Raw genomic sequence first — 24,781 nt, 5'->3', positions numbered from 1 at the left:
CCCCTAATTAAGTTTGATGGCAATGGGGGTGTAGCTCTTGCCATCCCCCAGAAAACTTATTCGCTGAACTCTGGCCTTTTCCTTTTCAGCAAGAAGGCGTGATTTCTCGAGAGCGATGGCCCGGTAATGCATGGCCATCATCTGCTGGCTTTTGGCTTGCTGCTGCGCCCGGAGCGCCAGCATTTGATTGGTCACCTGTCCCAACTGCAAGGCCCCTACTGACTTTTGGGATTGTTCCACCAATCTTTCCCAAAGCTGCTCATCACTTTGCAGGCTTTCAATCAAACCCGCCTGGGTTTTAAGGCTATGCTCGAATGCGGACCGGGACTGTAGCCACCGGGCGTGAGCCTCTTTCACATAATCATCATGGCTCAAAGCCTCACTATATTGCTTGGGATAAAATTTCAGGTAATCAGCTTCGATGGCCGATACCTTTAAGGCAAGGCCCTTAGCATCCTCTATGATCAGATGCATTTGTGACAAAGTGGTTTTCAACTGAGGGATACTATCATAACCCAAATTTTTCAGGTTCTTTGACATATTCTCCAGCATACGCACTTCGTTTCTCAAGCTATTAATCTGATTATTTATCATCATCAGGTTGCGGGACGCTGTGAGAATATTCTGAGTAAAATTCTTGGGATCAAACACAATACTAAAGCCGAAGATGGCGTGTGCTTGATGGATAGGCAGCAGTAAGGCCACCATAAGACTTAAAAGCAGAATGAATTTACGCATGAGATTTCTCCATATTTTGCGGATCGCACAGGCCAGCAGCCCAGGAAATATTTTTGGCTATGAGCCATTGATGAGCAAATCCAGCGGGGTTTTGATCCTCGACGATTTGTGAGATAAGTTTCTGGTCTTCCGGCGATGAGCTGGCCGCGAAGCTCAAACAAACAGGCCCAAGACCAAGCTCGAATAATCTGTTGCCCAAAGGGCTTTGCAAATAATAGTCCCGTTTGGGCAGTGCGCTTGAGATCAGCTCAATCTGACGCGCGCTTAAGCCAAAGGCGTTATAGATTTCCCGGATGTTCGGCTCACTGGCGCGGACGTTGGGCAGGAAGATACGGCTCGGGCAGCTTTCAATCAAAGCCGGGGCGATGGCACTGCCCGCCACATCGGCTAAAGACTGGGTGGTAAAAATCACAGAAACATTTCTCTTCCGCAGTACCTTCAACCATTCCCGGATTTTGCCGGCAAACGCCGGTGTATCCAGAAACAGCCAGGCTTCATCCAGAATGAGTAAGGTCGGCCTGCCATCAAACCTTTCTTCCAAGCGTTTGAACAGATAGGTGAGTACGGGGAGAACTGCGCCCGGCTTTTCCATCAGGGCTTCCATCTCGAAGGCTTGGCAGTTTGTCAAAGCCAGATGATCTTCATCACCGTCCAGCAACCCGCCGTAAGGCCCTTCCAAAGTGTAAGGTTTAAGGGCTTCTTTAATGTTTGGGTTTTGTAATAATAAACTCAAGCCCGTCAGGGTCCGTTCTACCTCCGGCGCAAATGACAGATTATGCAAAGCCTGCCAGACTTCTTCTCTAATCTGCGGCGTGGCTGGTAATCCCTGTTCACCCAATATTCCCTGCAGCCAGTCCTGTGCCCAGATGCGGTAGGTTTCATCATCAATTCTAAACAGCGGCTGGAAAGATAGGTCATCTCTTTGACCAAGGTCATTAAAATCACCGCCCATGGCAAGAATGGCCGCTCGGCTGGAGGCGCCCTTATCAAAGATAAAAATCTGAGCATCTTCGTACCGCCGAAACTGCATCATCAGGAAGGACAGAAATACTGACTTGCCTGCCCCCGTTGGACCGAGCACCATCATATGGCCAACATCTCCCACATGATGAACAAAGCGGAACGGTGTTGTGCTCGCCGTTTGGCAAATCATCAAAGGCGGGGCTTTAAGATGTTGGTTCTCTTCCGGTCCGGCCCAAAGGTCGCCGACGGGCAGCATATGGGCAAGGTTCAGGCTAGAGACAAGGGAATGCCGCAGATTGGCGTAGACATGACCCGGGATCATGCCCAGAAAGGCTTCAACCGCGCCCATTGTCTCTGGGATGGTAACATAGCCCGCCCCATTGATCACTTGTTCTACGGCTTTGATCTTGGCTTCGGCAATTTCGCTGTCGCTGTCTTTGACCATAACCGTCAACGTCACATAACCATAAGCCACATCATCACTGCCCAGTTCCTGCAGGGCCGCGTCCACATCGAGGCTTTTATTCTCGGCGTCCGTGTCCACCAAAGCCGATTGCTCATTGATCATCACCTCTTTCAGGATCGCGCCAATGCCTTTACGTTTGGCAAACCACTGACGGCGATATTTGTTCAGCTCACGAGTGGCCGCCGTCTTATCAAGACATATAAAACGGCTCATGAATCGATAATCAAAACCAAGGCTGTTCAGCCCCTGCAATATCCCCGGCACTGTGGTTCCCGGAAAGCCCGTGATCGTCACGAGTTTTAGATATTCATTCCCGAGCATAGGACTGAGGCCCCCTATCAAGGGCTCATCACTGAGTAATCCATCCAGATAGAAGGGTACTTCCGGCAATTTGACCGGATGGCGGCGATTAGAGATGGTGCCATGTAGATAGGTGAGAAGATCCCCATTCGCCAAGACCATCACTTCCGGTAAAGTCTCCATCAGCAATCCAATGGCTTTATCGCTTTGCCCTAAAAAACGCGCTAGAATTCTTTCTGCAGGTTTTTCGATCTTTGCGCCTTGTTCCAGAAAGAGATGGCTCAGGCCTTGCGTCCGATCTTCCGGGGGCAACCAAAAAAGGCAGAGCGTCGTGATATTCTCAAAGTGATCACCGCTTTCAAAACGGGCTTTACGTTCTTCCTCCACAAGCGCGCTCACAGGATCCGGAAAATCAGACCCGGGATAGTCCCGCACCGGAATGCGCGCGCTATCAAAAAACAACGCCCAGCCCGTGCCAAAACGCTTTAAGGTATCATTAAGCCGGGCATGAAGCATAATGAGGCCACTTTCCCCGCTGCTTTCCAGATCCGGTCCTCTCAATCTGATACAGCGCATGAATCCGCCGTCTTTGTTCAACACTACAGATGGTGCCACCTGCCCGGCCCAGGGGATATGATCCTGCAGTTTCTTGGCTTTGGATTGATATTCATTCAGATAAAACATAATTCAAACTCCCATATAATTTTTATGGCGAAGATGCTTGAGGCCCACCTCCATGAAGTCAGGGTCTTTGGCTGTCAGGTACACTGCAATGCTCTGACAACTAACCCAGATGATCAGCCCCACGAGCCAGAGTTGAAGACCGAGACCAATGGCTGCCGACAAGGTACCAATGACAATGGTCACCGACCGGCTCGCCCCTGCCATAAGCAGGGGCTCCGTCAGGGACCGATGGAGGGGGATTTCAAATCCGGGGATGTGGCTGCTCATGAGATGACGGCCCCGCCACCAAAGGAGAAGAAGGCCAGAAAGAAGCTGGTGGCGGCAAAGGCAATGGAGAGACCAAAGACAATCTGCACCAGTTTGCGGAACCCCCCGCCCGTATCGCCAAAAGCCAGGGTGAGACCGGTTATGGTAATCACCAGCACCGCGACAATGCGGGCAACGGGACCTTCGATACTGTCGAGGATCGCCTGTAATGGGGCTTCCCACGGCATACTCGTGCCAGCGGCCTGAGTGTTAGAGCTCAAGATACTCAGCGCCGCTACGGCGATCAGTGCCGTCATATAGGGGGATCGAAGGAATAATTTAGAATAGGGCATATCAGTTTCTCCTGAAGGGTTAAGGTCCAAATTTAGAGGTTAAGGTTGAGGGGTAAGATGGTTGAGACAATAGTCACCGTCCGTAAAACCGGTGACCTGCGCCAATGTTTTGAGATGGCGGGAACTGCCCCGCCCTTCGATAAAGATAATCAGATCAATGGCGTCCGCGATCAGACGCTGCGGTACCTCATGCACCACTTCCTGTATGAGTTGCTCGAGCCTGAGCAGCGCGCCATGCGCCGAATTGGCATGCAAGGTGGCAATGCCGCCCGGATGTCCGGTGTTCCAGGCTTTCAGCATATCCAGTGCCTCGCCGCCCCGCACTTCACCAATGATGATCCTGTCCGGACGCAGGCGTAATGTACTGCGCACCAGATCAGATAGGCTTGCGATATGAGGCCTCGTTTTAAGGCGGACAAGGTCGCCTGCAGCGCAGCGCAGTTCCCTTGTGTCTTCGATGAGTATTATGCGCTCATGACCTTTCGCCACTTCCTGCAGCAAGGCATTGGCCAAAGTGGTTTTGCCGGAGCCGGTGCCGCCGACCACAAGGATATTGTGATGCGCCTCAATAGCCTTCATGAGGATCTCATGCTGCCAAGGCTGCATCACCTGCGCTGTCACATAATCGGGTAATGTCAGAATTTGTGCGTTGGGTTTGCGGATCACAAAAGCGGGGGCCGTGACGATAGGCGGTAAGAGCCCTTCAAATCGCTCGCCGCCGCCCAATAAAACAAGGGGAAGCTCTGCACTGATGATAGGAGAATTCTTATCGGTGCCCTGCTCCACGTGGCTTGCCACCAGACGGATAATGCGTTCGCGGGCTTCTACCGTCAGAATATATCCGGTAAATTGACGCCCAGCCATTTGGCTTTCCAGCCAGAGTTTTCCGTCCGGATTGACAATGACTTCGATGACAGAGGCGTCGGTTAAAGCTGCCGTGATTTCCGGGCCAAAGGCGGTCTTCAGCATGGCAATTTTGCGTGCCTCGGATATCATTTTTAGGTCAGTCATCCTTCTTCTCCAGATTCTGGTCATCCAGATCAATAGAAAAAAAATCCTGTTCCCGTACCTTGATGTCATTGACCACCTTGTCACTGAGGCTTGGGCCCTGCGATAAGCGCTTGCCAAGATGGGTGAGGAAATTCTCAAACCGTTCATGGCCCGTAGCGCGAGCGGCTTTCTGATCCCGGATCGGTATCGGCGGCGTTATGGTCAGGTAATATTGAATATACAGGGCTGTGACCTCCAGCTGGATGGCCAGATCGCGCTCTAACCTGCCGAACTGCCGGGTCAGTTGATTAAGCCGTTTCGCAATGGCTGCCTCTCTTTTATCAGCGCCTTCCGGGGACAGAAACTGCGCCACCGCGATTTCCACAAGACCGGACTTGCTGAGGCCGGTTTTAGCGCCGAACTTTTCAACTTTTTTAAGAAGCTCATACTCCAGATAAACATTGATGCGCGGTTTCAACGGCCATCTCCCAAATCCAGGGGGAGATCCGCCTCATCATCAAAAGCCGCCGCGCGCTGGAAGCTATTCAGCTGATATTTATCCGCTTCAAGGCTCGTCTCATCCACATCCGGATCAATCACTTCGAAGATATCAATGGATGGTACTGGGGTTTCTTGTTCCGGCGTCAATATGGGGACATGTTCTATTGATCCTTCGCTGGTTAAACGCGCCATGCCATTATTTTGATCATCTGGCGTGACCAGTCGGGCATCTACATCTGCCTGACAATCCTGCCAGTCGGAAGTATTTTCAGAAATAGCTTCTGTGATGAGCGTTGCCGCAGGCGGGTGAATCCTTGTGGTAAAGTTCTGATCCTCATAATAGCGCAGCTTCTGCGCCCGGATTGGCGGCAGACCTGCGATCTGCACTAACTCTTCGTCCATGGGCAATTGCATGACTTCACCTGGGGTCAGCAACTGCCGGGCCGTTTCCTGGCGGGAGACCATCACATGACCGAGCCACGGCGACAGACGGTGCCCCGCATAATTTTTCTGGGAACGCAATTCTGTAGCAGCCCCCAAACTGTCAGAGATACGTTTGGCTGTGCGCTCATCATTGGTGGCAAAGGCAACACGCACATGACAATTATCCAGAATGCTGTTGTTCTCACCATACGCTTTGGATATTTGATTGAGGCTTTGAGCAATCAGGAAAGCCCGGATACCGTAACCTGCCATAAAGGCCAATGAGGTTTCGAAAAAATCCAGACGACCCAAAGCCGGGAATTCGTCCAGCATCAGGAGAAGTTGTCGGCTCTCACCTGCCTTAGCTTCCAATTTCTCCGTCAGGCGACGACCGATTTGATTGAGGATCAGGCGCATCAGCGGTTTGGTACGACTGAGGTCACTGGGTGGCACCACCAGATAGAGCGATACCGGCTTCTCCGCCTTGATCAAATCCATCACGGTAAAATCAGATTTGGACGTTACCTCTTTGACGACAGGATCGCGGTAAAGGCTGAGGAAACTCAACGCCGTACTCAACACGCCGCTGCGTTCGTTTTCTGATTTATTGAGAAGTTCGCGGGCGGTCACAGCGACAACAGGATGAGGCTTGGGGTTTTGATAATCGCCGAGATGGTTGGTGATCAGCATATCCTTCAATGTGTTTTTGAAAGACTTGGCGGGATCACTTAAAACTTCTGCCACACGGGACAGGGTTTTCTCTTCCTCAGCATAGAGCACATGTAGAATGGTTCCCACCAGCAATGAATGACTTGTTTTTTCCCAGTGGTTATGCCGCTCAAGACTGCCTTCGGGGTCGACCAGAATGTCAGCGATATTCTGTACATCCCGCACTTCATTCAGGCCACGCCGGACTTCCATCAGCGGGTTACAGTGAACACTGGAAATATCTGTGGGGTTAAAACACAGGCAGTGAGAGAATGTGGACCGCCAGCCCGAGGTCAGTTGCCAGTTCTCGCCCTTCAAATCATGAACCACCACACTGCCCGTCCAACTGAGCAAAGTCGGGATCACAAGTCCCACCCCTTTACCGGAACGGGTCGGTGCGAAGGTCATGATATGTTCCGGCCCGTCATGGCGCAGATAACCCCCATCATATTGTCCAAGGAACACGCCTTTGGGTTTGAGCAACCCAGCCTGCCTGATATCTGACTTATCCGCCCAACGAGCGGAACCGTAGGTCGTTACCCTGCTCTGTTCGCGGGCGCGCCAGAGGGATCCAATGATGGCGACGAACGTTCCCATAATCCCGCCGGCAGCAGCGAGACCCCCGGCTTTGTAAAATACTGCCGGGGCGTAGACTTCAAAAGCGTACCACCATTCGAACAGGCGCCAGGGGTAGTAAACAGGATAATCAAAAATACTGAACCACGGCACACCGAGCCGCGCCTGATACCCCAGCATAAAAGCCGCCCATTGGCTTGCTGCCCAAAGCGTGCCGATCACCACCAGAAAAGTGATCAACATCTGGCCAATAAGTATTTTTGTCGGGGTCATATCCACTCCTGAATTTGTCAATAAACACATTCAGGAGAGGGGCAAAAAAACGAATCGTCAAGGTATTTTATTTATGATAAACAATGCCTTAACTCATATGTCGCGGCACAAGTTCTCTGCATTTCTTAGAACTCTTCAAGAGTTTCCAAAGCGCAGAAAAAATAATTGAAGAAATTTCCACACAAAACAGGATGTTACTCGCAAAAGATGTTATAAATCTCAAAATACTGCGAATCGATTAGCAAATAATCAGGTGCGAGAAATAAATTTATGTACATTGGGTTTATGCTATTTTTAATTGAGTATCCACTCTGAACCCAATGCGGAAGTTTGTATTTTTAAGAATGAGCTTTAGAGATAAAATGTAATATGAAAAATCAATCTACTCTGCTCCATTAATTCTATTATCTGGTCAGGTTTTCTTTTTGAGTAATAATTTGAAATTATCGACCTCTTGCAAATTTAGGGGTCCAGCTATTCTCTAAATCTATATCATCTCTGTCATCTGAATCGCCTTCTACTTCATAAGTTAAAAGGGTGATTTGAAAACCGTTCGCTTGCGCTAATGTTTGTTCAAAGATCAAAATATTTGGCTTGCTGTCAACCCACGCACTTGGACTTGCTGTAGACCAAGCAGATACCTTTCCTATAATCAAATTTTTTTTGGAAGAGATTGTGTTATGAGGAATTGGAGAGGCATGTTTGACATTTAACCAAGGAAAATCATCATGTTTTTTTACGTACCTAATCTTCTTGTTTTTTGAGAAAATAACAGCTGTTGGGTCATTAAAATTAGTTAATGCATATCTTCTTGCCATTGCCTCCTTACTAATTTCAAATAATTCGGCTAACCGAATAATGTGATCTATATCAGCACCAGAGTTTGAATTTAGAAATTGTTTGATTTTATTATATGGCATCAATAATTCAGCAGAAAACTCATTCGCTTCTGCTTCCATTCTCATCAACTTATTATTTTTATCTGATTTCTCTGCTGCAAGATTAGCCGTAGTGCATTGAAATCCCGCTGGGTTATCTGATTTATGCCATGGGTTGAGGTAATGCCCCAGCTCGTGCCCAATAGTAAATCGTTTTCGCTGTTCTGAGCGGTCTCCTCGAACAATAATAGCCCCTTCCGACTTGTTGTCCGGTGCTATTAATGCACCTTCAAAACTTATGTTGTTTTCTTCTTTTATCTCATAGATGTTCAACGCACTTGCAATTTCACGGACTGGAATAGGAAATGAGTTATCTGGAATTTGGTCTAAGACAGCTTGTGCCAGTTTTACTGGGTCACCCCCAACGTCTTCTAATTCCATGCGATCGATAATTATCATTCTTTAGCTTTCTGCCGATCCAACATTGTTTTTATCATACTATCCAACAACTGCTTATCTTCTGGACCCAACTCACCAACTTGGCGGAACATTCTGACTAATTCTGGGTCTGCATTATTGTCAGCTAAATCCTCACCAATCAGTGTGTTCACAGGAACACCAAAATGATTAGAGTATTGCTTTAATAAGTCAACAGATGGATTTTTACTGTTCCCTTTTTCTAGATCATATACATGAGTTTTTGATATTCCAATGGCGTCAGCAACTTGTTGTAAAGATTGTTTCTTTCGTAACCTTAATTCTTTTAATTTCACAGCTAATGACATTTTTACAACCCTTCAAGAATCAATTCGGCACCCTCTTCTTGAGAGTGCCGTTAGATTATATTGAATAAAATTATACCAGATGTCTTGACAAACGCAAGAGTTAGATATATCTGTATGTTATCGATAGATCAAAATAGGAGTTAACAATGGCTGATAGAGCTGTAACTAGAACAGGGAAAGACGAAGATGGCGATATTACATCTTTGTGTAACCCTAATGCATCATGGTCCCCACGAAAAAGTGGTGACGCAATTTACGATATAGAAAATAACGTCCATACATATCACGTTCCGTGGAAGAGCGGCCGCACAGAAATTCGGGTTGTCAACGGTTCAACAGGCAAATACTTGAGAACCGATAGAGACAATACGAATAAGAACAATCTGGATGATCTTCCTGATTGTTAATTTTAACGCCAAGCCCCTATAGGAAGGATTTAAAAATGGCACGTCAAAGAGTAACTGTAACACGAGAAAGTGAAACTGGTCGCAATCAACAGTTTCATGACAATTACAATGGTGGCAACATGAGCCGTAGTCAGTTTGTAAACCAAATTAACCAAGGCAATTACCCTAATTACCATGTGCGTAATATAAACGGACTTGATACTCCAGTATCAAATCCTGATAATACACGAAATAATAATCTTGATTAAAATGTAATAGTGCCGCGCTGTAGTACTTGCGCCGCACTATTCGACTTATTTGAAGATATACTGTTTGTTAGGCAATTTTAAAAGTCTGCTTTTGAAAAAACACATAATACACATAAGAATAATCTGGGCTGATAATATCTAGCTGCAATTAATTGTAAAAGTCAGGACTTGATCTGACGGTTATGAATTATCGGCCAGCCAGCGCTTTTTGGGACGCGCTGTCCGATAATTCCTGTACAGTACCAATATTTTTGGACTGCACAAGCTCTTTGGCATCGTTCAGGGTTTGCATTGGGGTTTTACCGTAGCAATACTTCCCGGAATGAGGCCGTGTTTCGTTATAGCTTTTGAGCCATTCGTCCACGTCTTGCTGTAAATCATCCAATGAAGAATAAAGCTTTTTGCGGAAGGCAATAGAGTAAAACTCATCCTGCATGGTTTTGTGGAACCGCTCACAGATACCGTTGGTTTGCGGGCTATTGGCTTTTGTTCTGGTGTGGTCGATATTTTCGATTCCCAGATAAAGCTGATAGGCGTGGTTTTCGGCCTTCCCGCAATATTCGGTGCCACGGTCGGTGAGGATGCGCAACAGCGGAATGTTTTGCTCCTCATAAAATGGCAACACCACCGCATTAAGCGTATCGGCGGCGGTGATGGCTGTTTTCTCGGTATAGAGCCGTGCAAAGGCCACGCGGCAATAGGTGTCGATGAAGGTTTGCTGGTAAATCCGCCCAACACCTTTGATATTGCCGACATAGTAAGTGTCCTGCGAGCCGAGATAGCCCGGGTGCTGGCTTTCAATCTCTCCGTGTGCCTCACGTTTTGATTTTTGCTTTTCTAACGCAGCAACCTGTTCCTCGGTTAAAATAATCCCATCCTGCGCGACTTTGGCTTCCAGGGCTTTGAGACGTTTTTGCATCGTCTCCAGATCGTTGCGCAGCCACACCGAGCGAATGCCACCGGGCGAGATCAAGATGCCCGCCTTTCGAAGTTCATTGGCCGCGCGTTGCTGGCCGTAGGCCGGAAATTCAACGGCAATTTCGATGCAGGCACGCTCTACACTTTCCGCCACGCGGTTCTTGAGGATCGGCTTGCGGCGGCTGATTTCAATCAGCGCCTCTTCGCCGCCATTCTCATACAACTCCTTGTAGCGGTAAAACGTATCACGGCTGTAACCCATCACTTTGCACGCTTGGCTCACATTGCCAAGCTGCTTCGCCAACTCCAATACGCCTAATTTTGGTTTGATAATTTTTTCTTGATAACTGCTCATGTCTAACATCCTTTCTTATACAGTTTTTAAAGAATGTCAGATCAAGTCTCAACTAATACAAATTAATTTTAGAACCAAACACCCTGCCCGATTGACCAGCTGATATTTCCTCGGCTAATCATACCAGAAATAACCTGTCCTTTAGCACGTTCCATCACGGGTCGCCATGGGACGAGGGTAAACTCTTTTGACTTTTCCAAAATTGCATACTGGCCACTCTTAAGGTTAAGCTTTCGGACATAAGTTCCACTCACGTCACCCTTGTCCCCCATGGGAGAATATTTCTTGCCAGTTTGTTTAGCTATGGTTACGGCTATTTTTGTCATTTCCCGTTTGGCAAGCTTGGCCGCAAAATCTTTTGGATATAGGAACCTTGCCCCCTTCTGCTGGATCAGTCCTTGTCTCAGTAACCAGCTCCGTCTCTGAGCAAGGGCTTGACGCACTTTTCTGCCGAAGCCACCTGAGAACAGACCAGTCTTTTCCTTTTCATCAAGATTCCGATCCAACCAACCATAACCTTCGCCATCTACCAATTGATCTAGGGCATAAGCTGAATTGATGGTCATTGCCATCGGCGCCTTTTGTGCAAATTGTTTCTGAAGTTTCTCAACACAGTTGGTAAAATCAGGAGGGATTCTCCATATACCACCCTTCTCACGTTCTCCAATACCATAACGGCGCAAGCTCTCCAGTCGACGGACATGGCTTTGGATATAGGCGGCGCTAGCTTTGGGATCAAAATCCCGATGTTTCCCCTCACTATAAATGCCGCCGTTCTGATGGGCAATAGCCGCAATGCGATGATCCACCTGTGATGCTTGCTTGTGAGCCGCTTTCACAGAAATAATCATACCTTGATTTAGATCACTGATCTGTTCCAGCTCTCCCATATCCACATACCAATGGTTACCGTCTGTGCCGTCCAGAATGATATAGCGCCTGTCGTTAAGTTCATCTGACAAACCAACCTTGATCAGTTCACCTGTGATATGGTTTTGAGAGGTTGCATCAAGGCCAAAAATCAGCGCTTTCTGTTTTAAGTTATCTTTGCCGGCGCCATACAGATTACGGTGAAGAATTTTGATAATATCACCCCTTTCCCCCATCATCTGTAATGTGTCTTTCATATTTGGGGACAATCGCCAATAGTTACTGCCCTGATACTGGGCCAGTCCCATTTTGGAAAGCTTCTTCAAACGGGCTGTGACCAGATTGGCGGAATAGGTCCCGCCATCTGGATGCATCATATGGGCCCGGCTGTAGTTGATAATATCCCGATCAATATCCGTCAATCTGTCCTGATCCACCTGTCGTCTTACCTGTTGCAGGATTTCCATTTCTGTGCGGGGTCCGAGTTCCTGTGTCAGGATATCTGAGGCCATATTTCTCATGCCGTAACTCATATAGGATTTGGCGATGATTAGGTCTTTGCCTTTATCGTCCACACCTCTTAAGACAAGATGTGTATGAGGATGATCTGTGTCAAAATGATCAACCGCTACCCAGTCAAGTTTGGTCTGTAAATCCTGCTCCATTTTAGCCATTAAATCCCGGGTGAAGGACTTATGATCTTCAATCTCAACGCCATCCTCTGCCGAGACAATAAAACGGAACTGATGGCGGTCGCCTTCGCTGCGGTTTTGAAATTCCTTCAGGTCAATATCATCACCAAACTTTCCGTAGGATTCTGCTTCTTTTCCGTCCTGCCCAACCCCTTCCCGTTCAATATATTGAAGATGCGACATGGCCCTTGAATAACTTGTACCAGCAAGCTTGATAATCCGGCCTTTAATAATGACCTGCCGCGCCCCAGCAGGGACGGCAGATTTGCCATATTGGCTATTACTATATCTCCCGGCCCAGTGACCCCTGCCGATCCTCTCGCCAGTATAGCCGCTTCTGCCCTCTGACATATCAGATGATGGCCTAGACATACCATGTGACAGACTTCTCACTTTCTTCAACACCCGTTTACTGAACCGGTCACCTCGGTTTCCGGGTTTACCAAGCTTGGGTTTGAAGGGATTTTCAGGTATGTTGGTCATGATTTATTCCTATGGGTAAGTCATTGATACAATTGGATTAAAAAAATACGGCAGGGGTATTATCTCTTACCTTCAAGGGCTTACCAAAAATGCTTTGTTTTTGGCCAAAAAATTTGGTGCCGGATAAAAAGATGTGCAGACAATGACTTAGGAGCGCCGCGCCTAAGACGCTTTTATCTTGTTATATTTCTTTTCAAAATTTCGGCCATATTTTCGCCCCAAAAACCCACAGAAAATATCGCCTTGAGAAAAGCCCTCGTTATTTTTTTGGACGCTTTAGTATTTTTCAGATCGGCGTTAGCATCGGTGCTATCTGTGAGGCAATTTTAATCATCTTGCTGCATATTATTACTCAGAAACCGTTAGCAGGCCTTAACCACAGAGTAGCCAATTTTCTCCCCTATAGGCTCCTAGCCCTATGACTAAGGCTATGACTAAGACCGACGCTAAGACCGTCCCTTATCCTGCAAAATATTCAAAAATATACGGCGACACCGATGATCTTCTTTCGCGAGATCGGGCCAAAATATCGGCTGTCAAAGGAATAGTCTGAGTGAAGACTGAGCAGGAAAACCTCACCGGTTTTTAACCTGCGACATCCGTTCCAGACAGGCATTATGCGGCCTGAGAGATCGTGGTTTTTAACGTCAGCCACAGCCTGATCGTTCACATAAATCACCTCATGCCGGATACAGATATGATCCCCTGATAGAGCGAATATTCTCTTCAGAAGCGGAATATCTGGCCCGACATATCTTCTTTCTAAAGCCAATTCTCTGACAGATTGAGGAAGCTCTATCAGCACATAGTCACCGATTTTGAACTCACGTTTATGACGGATAACGTAAAACCCCATCGGCGCACTTGGCGACGGATTATAGAGTATTCTTGGGGCAAACTCTGTCATTGAAACCCCAATCAATAGGCAGCTCACTGCGGCAAGAATGATAATCAAATATCTGGGCGTCATACTGATATCTCCCCTTCCTGCCTAAAGCTCTGATGCTGTTCCATGCTATAGCGGTGATAAGGTTGATTGGTCAGTATCCTCTGATGCAAATGACCATAATAGGCCGGGGAAACCTCTGCGGGATCTATCCCCATATTTTCAATCTGATCAATGACGTTCATAGCAGCCCGTACCTTAAGCGCCCCTTCCACATCAAGGATAATATAAGCGCCTGGGCTCACCCCTTCCACTTGATGTGAGGGGCTTTTACCCGTGAAGCTCACCGTCCGTAAAATCATAAACCGCCATAATCGACTGCCATATTCCCCCGCCTGCCACCGAATATATCCCAGGAGCTGCCCTGGCCGGTAATATTCAAGCCCCCGATATGGCGGCATAGTTACCTTGCTAACAGGCCGCCCAAACCGGGTATAATAGTGCAGCCTGCCCCTCAGAGAAATCGTCTCAATGCGCGTTAAATCCTTACGCATCAGACGTGCTCGATTTTCTGAGGGAGTCTGACCAGGCTTTAAGGTCTTCCATAGCATAGACCACAAGCTTTCCATGTTTGCGGTAAAGAGGCCCATTGCCTGTGATACGCATATTCCGTAAGGCATGAGAGCTTAAGCGAAGATATTCTCCCGCTTCAATGGTGTTTAAATAGCCTTTGGAGATAGTGGTCTCTGATGGTTTTGTCATCTGTGTTTTTCCTTATGGGTTAAATCAAGAAAAACAGTTTGCGGGAAGGCAAGGTCATTGTGCAGAGGGAAAAAATACTAATTATTTCTTTCCTATTCTTATGAATCGAGCTTCTTTAAGTATTTAACGTAAGCGCCGTTCATCAGGTCTTCTGCCTTATCTAAAGCATAGCCCACAATATTATTAACATGGCTTTCAGGATCAGAGATTTCCTGCCTGATCCGGTCTTTATTATCAAAGAATATTTCTGCAATTTCTTGTCTGGGCCGCTTATTAGTCACCTGCGCCATGACCTGCAATTGCCTATGGAACTTTACGGAGGCGGTATTTGTTTTAAAAAGCCTGTCGCAAATCCTGCCCGTTTTAACAAGATGTTTTAAACGCTTCACCGCGAGGTTTTCTTCAACCGTATTTAATCGGTTTCCCATGCGAAGGATAAACCGTAAATGCCGTGAGTGAATGGCAGCATCCCCAGCGGCCTGATAACAGAGTTGAAGGGATTTACCGCCCTTCTTAAAGACATAATGGGTTAGGTTTGGGGATTGCCGCAGGCTGATCACCTCACAGTTTAACTGGGCAAGGTCCAGAATATAGGGAATGGTCTGATCTTCTTCCCTGTAATGATCCGCCTGCAAAACATAGGGGCAGAGGCCCGGGTGCCAGAATGGGCTGGCCTCCAGACTATCCAATGCAGGATCAACAAAACTGTAACAAACCCCACTTGTGAGCATCCCGGCAAAAAGCCCCCCTGTCCTGCTCAGAGCATCCTAAATGGGCATAATATGCCGATGAATAAGCTGGAATTCGTCTTAATACTTCCCAGGCAAAATTAAGACGGGACATCCCCGTAAGCGGGACTCTCATGAAGGTCATATGTAATCCTGTAATATATAAATAATTAAAATATTTACGCATTACGCAACTAAATACAAACTTGATACGCTTAAGCTCCAGAGGAAATTATCGAGGGAATACCCTTCATTCAAAACACGTCATTCAACATAGAAATCATGACATACTGGAGATCTTCTAATCTAAAAAATAGGGCCGGGTAACTTCCGTCACACGGTCTTAAGTTTTCTGGCTTTGTCTGCTACGTTAGCTCATCATTCTGCCTCGTGACGTAATATTCCAAAGAGGTGACAGGCCTTGGGGGTTGCCAAAACCCGACCCCGGGTCCTCATCAATCTCCATCTGTGTGGTACAGAGATCAACTTCTACGGAGGAACTCATCAAGCTTATTCGGCTCACATCACCAGAAATTATGCCGCATTACCCTCAGGCCACCTCAAACAAGCCGGCCGCCCCCATACCGCCGCCGACGCACATGGTGACCACCACATATCTCACCCCCCGCCGCTTGCCTTCGATCAGCGCATGACCGACCATTCTTGATCCACTCATGCCGTAAGGGTGACCAATGGAGATGGCACCGCCGTTCACATTCAGGCGATCACCCGGAATACCCAGCTTGTCCCGGCAATAGATAACCTGACAGGCAAAGGCTTCATTCAACTCCCAAAGGCCAATATCATCAATGCTCAAACCATGTGTCTTCAAAAGCCTGGGGATCGCAAAGACGGGCCCGATGCCCATCTCACTCGGCTCCCAGCCCGCAACCGCAATACCCCGGTAGATGCCCAAAGGGTTTAAGCCTCTACGGGCCGCCTCCGAGGCTTCCATAATCACGCAGGCCGACGCCCCGTCAGACAGCTGGCTGGCATTGCCGGCCGTGATAAACTTCCCCTCCTGCACTTCCTGGCCCTGGCTTTGAACAGGGACAAGCTTTTGCAGGTTCGCCAATGTGGTTTGGGGACGGTTGCCTTCATCCTTGCTTAGCAGCACATTTGTCTCGGACCAGTCCCCTGTGGCTTTATCCTGAAGCTTCATCACCGACGGCAGGGGGACGATCTCATCATCAAACCTCCCCGCCTCCTGGGCCATGGCCGTGCGCTGCTGGCTTTGCAGCGCATAGTCATCCTGAGCCTCCCGGCTGATGCCATAGCGCTGTGAGACAATCTCTGCCGTCTCCAGCATGGTCATATAAAGCGCGGGCTTATGTTGTATAATCCAGGGATCCTTGATCACAAACATATCCGCCGTCTGGTTCAGGGAGATACTCTCCACCCCCCCGCCTATGGTGACGGTCATATCATCACAGATGATCTGTTTGGCCGCGATGGCAATGGCCATCAGGCCCGACGCACATTGACGGTCGATGGATTGTCCGGGTACCGTGATCGGCAATCCCGCCCGAATGAGCGCGTTGCGGGCCACATTCATAAAGCTTGAGCCCATCTGAACCGCAGAGCCCATCACCACATCATCCACTTCCGCGCCGTCTATACCGGCCCTTATAATCGCATGCTTTATGGCATGGCCCGCTAAGGTGGGCGCCGGCGTATTATTAAACGCCCCCCGGTAAGCTTTACCAATAGGTGTTCTCACGGTGGAGACAATAACAGCTTCTCTCATGACTTATCTCCCTCTATCTGTATTCAACGTAATGCCCAAGGCCTTGGCCGACAGTTCCACAAACTTGTTGGTTTGTTCAAAAGCCGCCGCCATTTCTGTCTGGCCTTCGGGATTGCTGATAGTTGCCCAGTTTTTAGCCACGTCATCCACCGTCGTCTCTTCCCCGCCCAAGAAAACCCCAGGGGTCTCCGAGATGCGTATTACGGAGAAACTTCCGGCCCCGGCCCCCAGAATCGTCTTGCTCGGGGCCTCATCACTGACGAGATATAAGGCCCCCGGGGCCACCAGCTTTGGCGCCATCAGGGCTTCGACCTTCTCTGGGAGTAATCCGTCCAGCATCCTCGTTGCTGCCGTGGGGGCCAGGCAGTTAACCCGGATGTCATATTTAGCCCCCTCATGATGCAGCACATTCATCAGGCCGACCATGGCCGCTTTAGCGGCCCCGTAGTTGCTCTGGCCGAAGTTCCCGAACAGGCCACTGGATGATGAGGTCAGCAGGATACGGCCATAGCCCTGCGCTTTCATGATATCCCAGACCAGCTTCGTGCAGTTCATGGTGCCGAACAGATGTACATCCACCACCTTCTGGAAGTCCTCCGGGCTCATCTTGCTGAAGGTCTTGTCTCTTAAGATACCAGCATTATTAATCAGGATATCTATGCGTCCCCATTTGTTCATGGCCTCCTCAGTCATCCCTTTAACCTGATCATAGTCAGTGATGTCTGCCGTGCTGGCGATCGCCTCACCGCCAAGGCTGCGGATTTCTGCGGCGACCTTTTCTGCAGCAGAAAGGGCTGCAGCGGGTTGAGCGGCGGTAGGTTGATTGGAGGCAGGTTGGTCTGCGGCAGGTTGGACGGTGGCTGGTTGGGCGGCGGTAGGTTGAGCTGCAGTAGGTTGGGCGGCGGCTGAATCTCCACCAGAACCGTCTAGTGTCCCCCCAAGGTCATTCACCACCACCCTCGCCCCAAGCCCCGCCAAAGCCAGGCAATATTCCCGGCCAAGGCCGTTACCGCCGCCCGTCACAAGGGCGACTTTGTCTTTAAATGTAATCGTCATATAAATTCTTTCTGCCTAAATATTTTTTTGAGTGTTTTTTCTGGATATATTGTTGGATGTTTTCCTGGATAGTTTATTTTATGGCTTATGCCATTATCACAAGGCCAAGATGTTCGGCTATAAAGCCCGGCTTATCCTGTCTTTCGATTTCTAGACCCTCGATTTCTAGGCCTTCGATCTCCAAGATCGTTTCACAGGTGATCAGATACTGTCCGGCCTTACGCTCCGTAACCGCCTTGATGCTCAACCGGCCTCTCACTCGGCTGCCCACCGGCACCGGGGCGATAAAACGGGTTTTATTAAGGCCGTAGTTCAATATGGAAGACACCCCGTCAATTGGCGGCATCAGGTCAAACTGGAACTTGGAGATCAGGGACAACAGGAAAAACCCGTGGACAATCGTACCGTCAAAACCCGCCGCACGGGCTTTGGCCGGATTGATATGGATAAACTGATGGTCCTCGGTCAGTTGTGCAAACTGATCAACCTTCTTCTGGGTCAGCTGGATCCAGTCAGAGACACCGATCTCTGTTCCGGTGAGGTCTATTAAGTCGTTAATGGTTTTATGCTTGGTCATTCTTTACCCTTGGCCTTCTCTCATTGTGTGATTGTTTGCCTCTAGTGGCTGGATGGTTGTCGTCTGAAGTCAATCATCTCTCTGCGAACCAGTCGTCCTGCATGTCTAAACTAGGGCGGTTGCTGTCTTCTTTGGGCTAGCTCCCATTTTCTTTATCAGTCTCCCCGCATTACCGCCTAGGAGGCCCTGTTCCACATGAGGCTTAAGGCCGAGGTCTTTCCACTCTGAGATCACCCGCGCGTGATCCATCACCGGCCAGTCGGTGCCGAAGAGTATTTGCTGTGACAACACACTATTCATAAAGCGGTGCATCACCTCCCAGCCGCTGCCCGGGGCACCAACATATTTGGGGGATAAGCCACCGAACTCCATATAGACCTGAGGATGCTTGCGGGCGACGGCGACCATTTCGGCAATCCACGGCCAGCCCGCATGAGAAGCCACGACGGTCAGGTCCGGAAAATGGCAACATACCTCATCAATAAGCATGGGGTTCTCCCCGGCCATCGGTTTGTTCATGGTGTAATTTACCCCCGTATGCAGCGCGACCAACAGATTATGCTCTATGGCCTTGGCATAGATCGGATAGAGCAGCTTGTCATTTATGGTCATCCCAAAAAAAGCTGGTTGAATAGACAGGCCGATCATGCCCCTCTCGGCACATTCCGTAACCTGCCTCAGAGCGTTTTTTATACTGAAGTCCTTCATGCTGATGGTCCCAATACCGCTTAAGCGGGCCGGATATTCGTTGACCAGATCTGCCACGGCCTGGTTTAAAGCATCCGCCGGATCTCCTACTTCATATTCAGCATGAACAACCGCATGATCAATCCCCGCAGCTTCCATCTGCGCCAGCAATGCCTCTGTCGTCTGTGAGGCCCCAAACTTATCACTTGTCCCCAGGACAGCGTCATATTGCAGACTATTCTCTTTGGGGACGTCTATATCCGGACGCAAGGCCTCCGGCAGGCGGACGCGGAAGTCGATTATCTTGTGGCTATTGTCTGTCATATCATTACCTGATGTTGTGATTGTGAGGTCGTGGGATTATCTGCCTGGTTCAAAGAGCGTTTTTTAAGCGCAACTTTATCGACTTTCCCCACGGGCAGCATGGGCAGTTCGGCGGTGAGAATAAAATGCTTGGGTATTTTATAGTTGGCGAGGCTTTCCTTGCAGAAGGCCTGCAACATCTCTCCCGTCGCTTCGCACCCGGGTTTCAACTGGATATAGGCGGCGCCCACTTCCTGATAGAGCGGGTCCGGCACGCCGACGACCGCCGCCATATCCACAGATGGATGACTTTCGAGTAGCAGCTCTATCTCCCGGGGATAGACATTATAGCCGCCCGACTTGAACATATCCGACATACGCCCGATAAGTGTGATGGCCCCATCGTCCCGCAGGTAACCCACATCCCCCGTATGGAGCCAGCCATCATGGGTATAGACATCGCGCGTCGCCTCAGGGCGGTTAAGATATTCCAGCAGGAGATAGTCCCCCTTGAACTGAAGCTCGCCCTGCTCCCCTATCTCACAGATCTTGCCTTCTGTATTAACAATCCGGCAGGGCATATAGGGACTGGGATGACCGATGGTATCCCGTAACTGCTCTAGGCTGGCATCATCCCGGCTATACGTCGTATTGGCCGCCGTTTCTGTCATACCGTAGACATTCATCAGGCGCGGGAACAGTTTCTGCAGGCGTTTAATGGTTGGCTCCGGCATAGCTGCCCCGCCCCAGATGAAGAGGGCCACGCTGGAAAAGTCAGTTTGCTTAAAGTCAGGGTGGTCCAATAACATCAATATCATGGTTGGCACACCGCCCAATAGGGATATGCGCTCGGCGGCGACCGTTTTAAGCACCAGTGTTGGATCAAACCGCTCCTGGAAATATATAGTTCCGCCAGCCACCAGAATAACGCAGCAGGTATCTGCAACGCAGGCCACATGATTGATCGGGAAGCTGCAGATGATACTGGGCTGCGTGACCTTAAAGTGCTGGTTCTGTGCTGTGGCGCCAAAGCATAATCCATAGTGGGACAATAGCGCTCCCTTAGGTCTGCCGCTGGAGCCCGAGGTATAGACCAGCAGAGCCGGGTCCATCGTATCTACAGCTGTTATTGTTTGCCGGTAGCTATCCCGTTCTATCTGTGCTGCCCCCTCAAGGAAAACCCCATAGGACATCGCTCCTGGCATGGGTTCTGTTAGGGCAATCGCCTGCTCAAGAAAGTCAAACTCTGATAATAGGCTACTCACCATAGGGCTATAGTCCCGCCCTTCAAATTCCGCCATGGCGAACAGGCGTTTGGGTTTGGCATCCCCGATTATATATCGGCATTCCTCAAGGCTGTATTTAGGGTTGAGCCCCATCCATATGGCGCCAATACTTGTGGTGGCTAGAAATATAACCCAATATTCCGGCCGGGGCGTACAAAGCGTTGCCACCACATCGCCCTTCTTGACCCCCATGGCCAAAAGTGCCTTGGCGCAGTGATGCACCTGATCCTGCAGCTCACCGTAAGTTATTCGCTGATCGCCAAAGACAACCGCCTCTCGCTCAGGAGATAGTTTCACATAATGATGAACATAATCGGAGATTAGCGTTTGAATATTAGTCAAGGGCATAGGCGAATTTTGATCCATCAACATAATACCCGAGCCCCGCCTTGAAACCGGAAACGCCGTGGGGTGGAGACACCATCCGAAGGTGACTTTTTCGCATTACTCATTTTGTTTGGCTTCTCTACGTTCGTTTAATCTAAAAATCATGGCAACGACCCCCAGCAGGACCAGGAAGATCAGCAGCATATTTATATTCCGGTAAGCGAACATGCCCATGATCCCGATAGAAAACACCATCAGGCCCAGCGAAAAGAATGAATGAACCAAACGGGGGTATCGCAGCGGACTGGCGGCATATTCTTCTGGGTAACGGTCAGGATAGCGGTATGCGGCATAACCAAGCCCCGCCTGTAGATACATAACGCCAAAGACCACCACGTCCGCGTAAGCCCTGATGTTGGCCCCATAAAGGATAGCCAGCAGGGAAAGTCCCGACAGAAAGACAACCGCCCGGATCGGCACATGGGATGTCTCATTGACATGGCCCAAAGACCTCGGCACCAGCCCCTCTCTTGAAGCGGCAAGAACGTCCCGGCTTTGAGACAATAAAGTTCCGTTCACGGAGGTTCCCGCCGCCAATAATGCGCCCATGGCAATAAAATTCGTCCAGCCCGGCGGTAAAAAAGTCTCAGAAGCCGTAATAACGGCGATTGATCCATTACCACGAGCTCCAAGCATATCCCAGGGCAGGTTCATCATCAAAGCGATAGGGACCGAGGTATAGACAAGCAGCAGGATACTGAACCCTATGATCAAAGTAAGGGGAATATTTCGGGAGGGGTTTTTTATCTCCCCCGCCATCTCCATCACCACCATAGTTCCAAGATAGGAGAAATAGGCGGTCAGCGCGGCAAAGAACACCGGCTCCAGTCCATTGGGAAACAGAGGCTCCAATGCTTTACCATCGCCAGAGACAATCCCGCCAATGCTGAATATCATTAAACCCACACAAAATATCAATACGCACACGCCCTGTACCATGGCTGTTAACGTCACCCGGCCACAGTTCACCAGCGTGAATATTATTACTGTAGCACCAGCAACAAGCTGACGGTTCAGTCCCGGGATGAAATAGTTGATATAGTCAGCAAAACCAAAGGCCAGTAGCGGAATACCCATGGTAACGCCAAAAACCAATGTCCAGATTGCCGTGGCCATACCAATGGGGGGAAACATCCGGCTGGCAAAAACAAACCCAGCCCCGGGTACCGGATAGGCACTGCCAACGAAGGCGGCAACACCGCAACTGAATATGGCCGGGATCGCCGCCAGAATATAGGACAGGAAAAGCCCAGGGCCCGTTGACCCGCCAAGCGTACCCGGCAAGATAAAAATCGAGGCCCCGACAATATACCCGACAAAGACCAGTAAGCTCGTGGTCAACCCAAGGGTTCTGGATAGTTTCCCATCTGTGCCTGGTGTGATATGTTCGGTGGTCATAAATTTACCTTAATGATGTTGGGGTATGTTACGGGTCGGATGGGCTTTTAGCTGATAAAGGTCTGCAAGCCGCTTGTATTTTCTCTAATAGGGTGCTGGAAAAACCCTCTATGGTTTTGGAATATTCCTGCCGGGTTGTCGTGACGCCGATCGCGATGTCAAGGCTCGGCACATAGAACCCATAAGCCCCCCACCAGCCGCCATGACCATACGTCATAATATCGCCGGCTTGCCCTCGAAAAATCCCTAGACCATAGTAGTCCGGCGTTGTTCGCCCATTAAAGTCTTCCGGCTTGGGCCCCTTGTCTTTCAATGTGGTCAGCATCAGGTCAAGTGTGTCCTCTTTGGCATAAACGCCGCCCTTAAACAGTGCTTGGAAAAATCTGGCCATATCCTCAGGTGTCGAGATCATGCCTCCGCCGCCATAAAGATCAAAGGGCGGGTCATTATTATAACTGTCATAATCGCCGTAATACTGATGGGCGCGGGGCAATACTCCAACTGGGCGAGGCTCCAAAACCGCCCACCAGGTATTCTTAAGACCAAGATTGTCATAATCGACAAGTTCCCGGGTGGCCGCTGCCATTGATTTGCCTGTGATCTTCTCAAGCATGGCGCCTAGAAGAATATAGCCCGTATCACTATAGTGATAGACCTCCCCCGGCTTGCCGTAAGATTTATCTTCCATGGCCATTCTCAGCTGTTCTTCAAGCGTGAACAAATGGACAAGTTCACCGGACATGAGTTTTGGAGCCATTTGGTCGAAGGTCTTTGTATAAAAGAAATCCGCCAAACCTGAGGTATGCATCAACAAATGTCGCACGGTAATCTGATCCACGTCATAACCGCCATCTTTTAATATTTGCAGATGGTCCTCACGTAAGTAACGTGTTATCGGCGCCTCTATATCAATCCGGTCTTCTTCATGAAGGCGCAAAATAGCCGCCGCGACAAATGATTTTGTAACACTGGAGATGTAAGTGGGATGCTCCGGTGTCAATGGGACACTACCACCCCGCTCCGTTACACCAATGGCCGTACCCCATTCAAGATCCAGATGCGGCGCGATAACGTATATTGATGCGCCTGTCATCACATCATCAGATTTAACAAAATCCTGAAGCATTATTTGCAATGTCTGCTGCAATTTGGTGTTATCATGTGACGGAGCTGCGCCTGTCCCGCCGCAAGCCGCAAGCAACACTATAACCGCACTACCCGCCAGGACAGCTAACCCCCAAGAGGCCGCCATCCTATATAATAAGTTCTTCATAATGATTTTTCTGATAAACTTCCCATCACTCATATTTCACTCTGTCAAGAATGAGTGGTCTTTCTTGTATTTGTATAGAAGTAGGAATAGTCATGGCACCAACCTTTTCATGGAAAAAATTTTCACATAGTTTGTAAGTACTGTGCCCTTCGCCCAAGCTAAGTTTGCTTCCCCCTTGATTTCCATCTTATAAATCTGATCAACTATTTCCATGCCTTTAACAATCCTGCCAAAATGCTTTACCCCAGACACTTTACCATGTTCGTTATATCTATAGTTCAGGGATGGGATTTCGTCAGTCATGAGTAAAAACTCTGCCCCAACTTGTTGAGGGTCACCTAACTCATGAGCAAAAGCAAGAGAACCCCGCCTCAACTTACGATCTTCACCTGTTGGCAAGTCAAGGCGAACGGGCGGAAAACGGAGAGGAAGGTAATTATCATAATGCCCTTCTTTGATTGCCTGTCCGGCTAGCCCGCCCTGAATAAGATTTAAATGCGGTATAGAGCGGTAAAAGACACTGTCATCATAACGACCCGCATCAACATATCTCAGAAAATTATTTGCTGGGATTGGCGCATATCCCGTATCAACCTCCACATAAATTTCTCCAAGTTCCGTATTAATGACAATAGTCACCTTGTTAGCCGTCTCAGAATCTGAAAATTCCGCTGGATTCTCCGCAATACTCCACGAAAAGCTCATTGCATACAACAATATGCATACTATCCACTTCATATATACACCTCCAACATAACTCTCCTTGCCCATATAGCTATTCATGACATTCTTATCCCTTCTAGGGTGCTTCATAATTATTTTTCTTCGAATATT

The 24,781-nt window shown here is 48.9% G+C and carries 26 protein-coding genes; 2 read left to right on the top strand and 24 right to left on the bottom strand.

Annotated elements, in window-relative coordinates; all coding sequences use genetic code 11:
* Window positions 1-3 precede the first annotated feature (3 nt).
* The 9 genes from trbJ to FIV45_RS02780 form a co-directional block, all read right to left on the bottom strand.
* Window positions 4-738, bottom strand: coding sequence for a P-type conjugative transfer protein TrbJ (gene trbJ, locus FIV45_RS02820; RefSeq protein ID WP_099474344.1), 735 nt, complete (start codon window positions 736-738; stop codon window positions 4-6).
* Entirely contained in the window at window positions 731-3,151 is a 2,421-nt protein-coding gene (gene trbE / locus FIV45_RS02815; RefSeq protein WP_099474346.1) for a conjugal transfer protein TrbE, read from the bottom strand. Before trbE ends, trbJ begins: the two co-directional genes overlap by 8 nt.
* Before the next feature lie 3 nt (window positions 3,152-3,154).
* Window positions 3,155-3,418, bottom strand: a complete 264-nt coding sequence (locus FIV45_RS02810; protein ID WP_099471988.1) for a VirB3 family type IV secretion system protein — start codon at window positions 3,416-3,418, stop codon at window positions 3,155-3,157.
* Entirely contained in the window at window positions 3,415-3,714 is a 300-nt protein-coding gene (locus FIV45_RS02805) for a TrbC/VirB2 family type IV secretion system protein (RefSeq protein ID WP_235868140.1), read from the bottom strand. Before FIV45_RS02805 ends, FIV45_RS02810 begins: the two co-directional genes overlap by 4 nt.
* Window positions 3,715-3,789: 75 nt before the next feature.
* Window positions 3,790-4,761, bottom strand: coding sequence for a P-type conjugative transfer ATPase TrbB (gene trbB / locus FIV45_RS02800; RefSeq protein WP_165776958.1), 972 nt, complete (start codon window positions 4,759-4,761; stop codon window positions 3,790-3,792).
* Complete coding sequence (locus FIV45_RS02795) at window positions 4,754-5,218, bottom strand: CopG family transcriptional regulator (protein WP_099471990.1); 465 nt, start codon at window positions 5,216-5,218, stop codon at window positions 4,754-4,756. Before FIV45_RS02795 ends, trbB begins: the two co-directional genes overlap by 8 nt.
* On the bottom strand, window positions 5,215-7,221 hold the full coding sequence (locus FIV45_RS02790; RefSeq protein ID WP_099471991.1) for a conjugal transfer protein TraG: 2,007 nt from the start codon (window positions 7,219-7,221) through the stop codon (window positions 5,215-5,217). The genes FIV45_RS02795 and FIV45_RS02790 overlap by 4 nt, the downstream gene beginning before the upstream one ends.
* A 443-nt stretch (window positions 7,222-7,664) precedes the next feature.
* Window positions 7,665-8,558, bottom strand: a complete 894-nt coding sequence (locus tag FIV45_RS02785) for an ImmA/IrrE family metallo-endopeptidase (protein WP_099471992.1) — start codon at window positions 8,556-8,558, stop codon at window positions 7,665-7,667.
* On the bottom strand, window positions 8,555-8,884 hold the full coding sequence (locus FIV45_RS02780) for a helix-turn-helix domain-containing protein (protein WP_099471993.1): 330 nt from the start codon (window positions 8,882-8,884) through the stop codon (window positions 8,555-8,557). The genes FIV45_RS02785 and FIV45_RS02780 overlap by 4 nt, the downstream gene beginning before the upstream one ends.
* Window positions 8,885-9,030: 146 nt before the next feature.
* On the opposite strand from FIV45_RS02780, the gene FIV45_RS02775 reads away from it, so the two are divergent.
* Together FIV45_RS02775 and FIV45_RS02770 are read left to right on the top strand one after the other, a co-directional pair.
* The gene (locus FIV45_RS02775) at window positions 9,031-9,291 is read left to right on the top strand and encodes a DUF3892 domain-containing protein (protein WP_099471994.1); all 261 of its coding nucleotides are present in this window, start codon (window positions 9,031-9,033) and stop codon (window positions 9,289-9,291) included.
* 35 nt (window positions 9,292-9,326) lie between these two features.
* A complete protein-coding gene (locus FIV45_RS02770; protein WP_099471995.1) occupies window positions 9,327-9,539 on the top strand; it encodes a hypothetical protein in 213 nt (70 codons plus the stop codon).
* 187 nt (window positions 9,540-9,726) lie between these two features.
* Here FIV45_RS02770 and FIV45_RS02765 read toward each other — a convergent pair whose 3' ends face one another.
* The 15 genes from FIV45_RS02765 to FIV45_RS02700 form a co-directional block, all read right to left on the bottom strand.
* Complete coding sequence (locus FIV45_RS02765; protein WP_139932303.1) at window positions 9,727-10,812, bottom strand: IS481 family transposase; 1,086 nt, start codon at window positions 10,810-10,812, stop codon at window positions 9,727-9,729.
* Window positions 10,813-10,880: 68 nt separating this feature from the next.
* Entirely contained in the window at window positions 10,881-12,857 is a 1,977-nt protein-coding gene (locus FIV45_RS02760; RefSeq protein ID WP_099470691.1) for a DUF3363 domain-containing protein, read from the bottom strand.
* Between the two features lie 475 nt (window positions 12,858-13,332).
* On the bottom strand, window positions 13,333-13,827 hold the full coding sequence (gene traF, locus FIV45_RS02755; protein ID WP_099470692.1) for a conjugative transfer signal peptidase TraF: 495 nt from the start codon (window positions 13,825-13,827) through the stop codon (window positions 13,333-13,335).
* Window positions 13,824-14,297: a DUF2840 domain-containing protein gene (locus FIV45_RS02750; protein WP_165776835.1), complete on the bottom strand. Its 474-nt coding sequence runs from the start codon at window positions 14,295-14,297 to the stop codon at window positions 13,824-13,826. The genes traF and FIV45_RS02750 overlap by 4 nt, the downstream gene beginning before the upstream one ends.
* Window positions 14,290-14,505, bottom strand: a complete 216-nt coding sequence (locus tag FIV45_RS02745) for a MerR family transcriptional regulator (protein ID WP_099470694.1) — start codon at window positions 14,503-14,505, stop codon at window positions 14,290-14,292. Before FIV45_RS02745 ends, FIV45_RS02750 begins: the two co-directional genes overlap by 8 nt.
* Window positions 14,506-14,603: 98 nt before the next feature.
* A complete protein-coding gene (locus tag FIV45_RS02740) occupies window positions 14,604-15,236 on the bottom strand; it encodes a hypothetical protein (RefSeq protein ID WP_099470695.1) in 633 nt (210 codons plus the stop codon).
* A complete protein-coding gene (locus tag FIV45_RS18945) occupies window positions 15,202-15,348 on the bottom strand; it encodes a transcriptional regulator domain-containing protein (protein WP_420875279.1) in 147 nt (48 codons plus the stop codon). The genes FIV45_RS02740 and FIV45_RS18945 overlap by 35 nt, the downstream gene beginning before the upstream one ends.
* A 435-nt stretch (window positions 15,349-15,783) precedes the next feature.
* A complete protein-coding gene (locus tag FIV45_RS02735; protein WP_139932302.1) occupies window positions 15,784-16,980 on the bottom strand; it encodes an acetyl-CoA C-acyltransferase in 1,197 nt (398 codons plus the stop codon).
* Window positions 16,981-16,983: 3 nt separating this feature from the next.
* Window positions 16,984-18,036, bottom strand: a complete 1,053-nt coding sequence (locus tag FIV45_RS02730; RefSeq protein ID WP_139932297.1) for an SDR family NAD(P)-dependent oxidoreductase — start codon at window positions 18,034-18,036, stop codon at window positions 16,984-16,986.
* 85 nt (window positions 18,037-18,121) lie between these two features.
* Entirely contained in the window at window positions 18,122-18,613 is a 492-nt protein-coding gene (locus FIV45_RS02725) for a MaoC family dehydratase (protein ID WP_139932301.1), read from the bottom strand.
* A gap of 105 nt (window positions 18,614-18,718) precedes the next feature.
* Window positions 18,719-19,624 carry an amidohydrolase family protein gene (locus tag FIV45_RS02720; RefSeq protein WP_139932300.1) on the bottom strand — a complete coding sequence of 302 codons (906 nt, stop codon included), beginning with the start codon at window positions 19,622-19,624 and terminating at the stop codon, window positions 18,719-18,721.
* The gene (locus FIV45_RS02715; RefSeq protein ID WP_204844789.1) at window positions 19,621-21,237 is read right to left on the bottom strand and encodes a class I adenylate-forming enzyme family protein; all 1,617 of its coding nucleotides are present in this window, start codon (window positions 21,235-21,237) and stop codon (window positions 19,621-19,623) included. The genes FIV45_RS02720 and FIV45_RS02715 overlap by 4 nt, the downstream gene beginning before the upstream one ends.
* Window positions 21,238-21,333: 96 nt before the next feature.
* Window positions 21,334-22,674 (bottom strand): APC family permease, encoded by a 1,341-nt coding sequence (locus tag FIV45_RS02710; RefSeq protein WP_099470707.1) that lies wholly within the window; start codon window positions 22,672-22,674, stop codon window positions 21,334-21,336.
* 28 nt (window positions 22,675-22,702) lie between these two features.
* Window positions 22,703-23,947: a serine hydrolase domain-containing protein gene (locus FIV45_RS02705; RefSeq protein WP_165776837.1), complete on the bottom strand. Its 1,245-nt coding sequence runs from the start codon at window positions 23,945-23,947 to the stop codon at window positions 22,703-22,705.
* A gap of 90 nt (window positions 23,948-24,037) precedes the next feature.
* Window positions 24,038-24,730: a peptidylprolyl isomerase gene (locus FIV45_RS02700; protein WP_165776838.1), complete on the bottom strand. Its 693-nt coding sequence runs from the start codon at window positions 24,728-24,730 to the stop codon at window positions 24,038-24,040.
* Window positions 24,731-24,781: the final 51 nt, after the last annotated feature.

The sequence above is a fragment of the Paremcibacter congregatus genome (assembly GCF_006385135.1).
In the GTDB taxonomy this organism is placed as follows: Bacteria; Pseudomonadota; Alphaproteobacteria; order Sphingomonadales; family Emcibacteraceae; genus Paremcibacter; species Paremcibacter congregatus.
The sequence above is the reverse complement of the archived record's forward strand: the minus strand, read 5'-3'. Positions and strand labels throughout refer to the sequence as shown.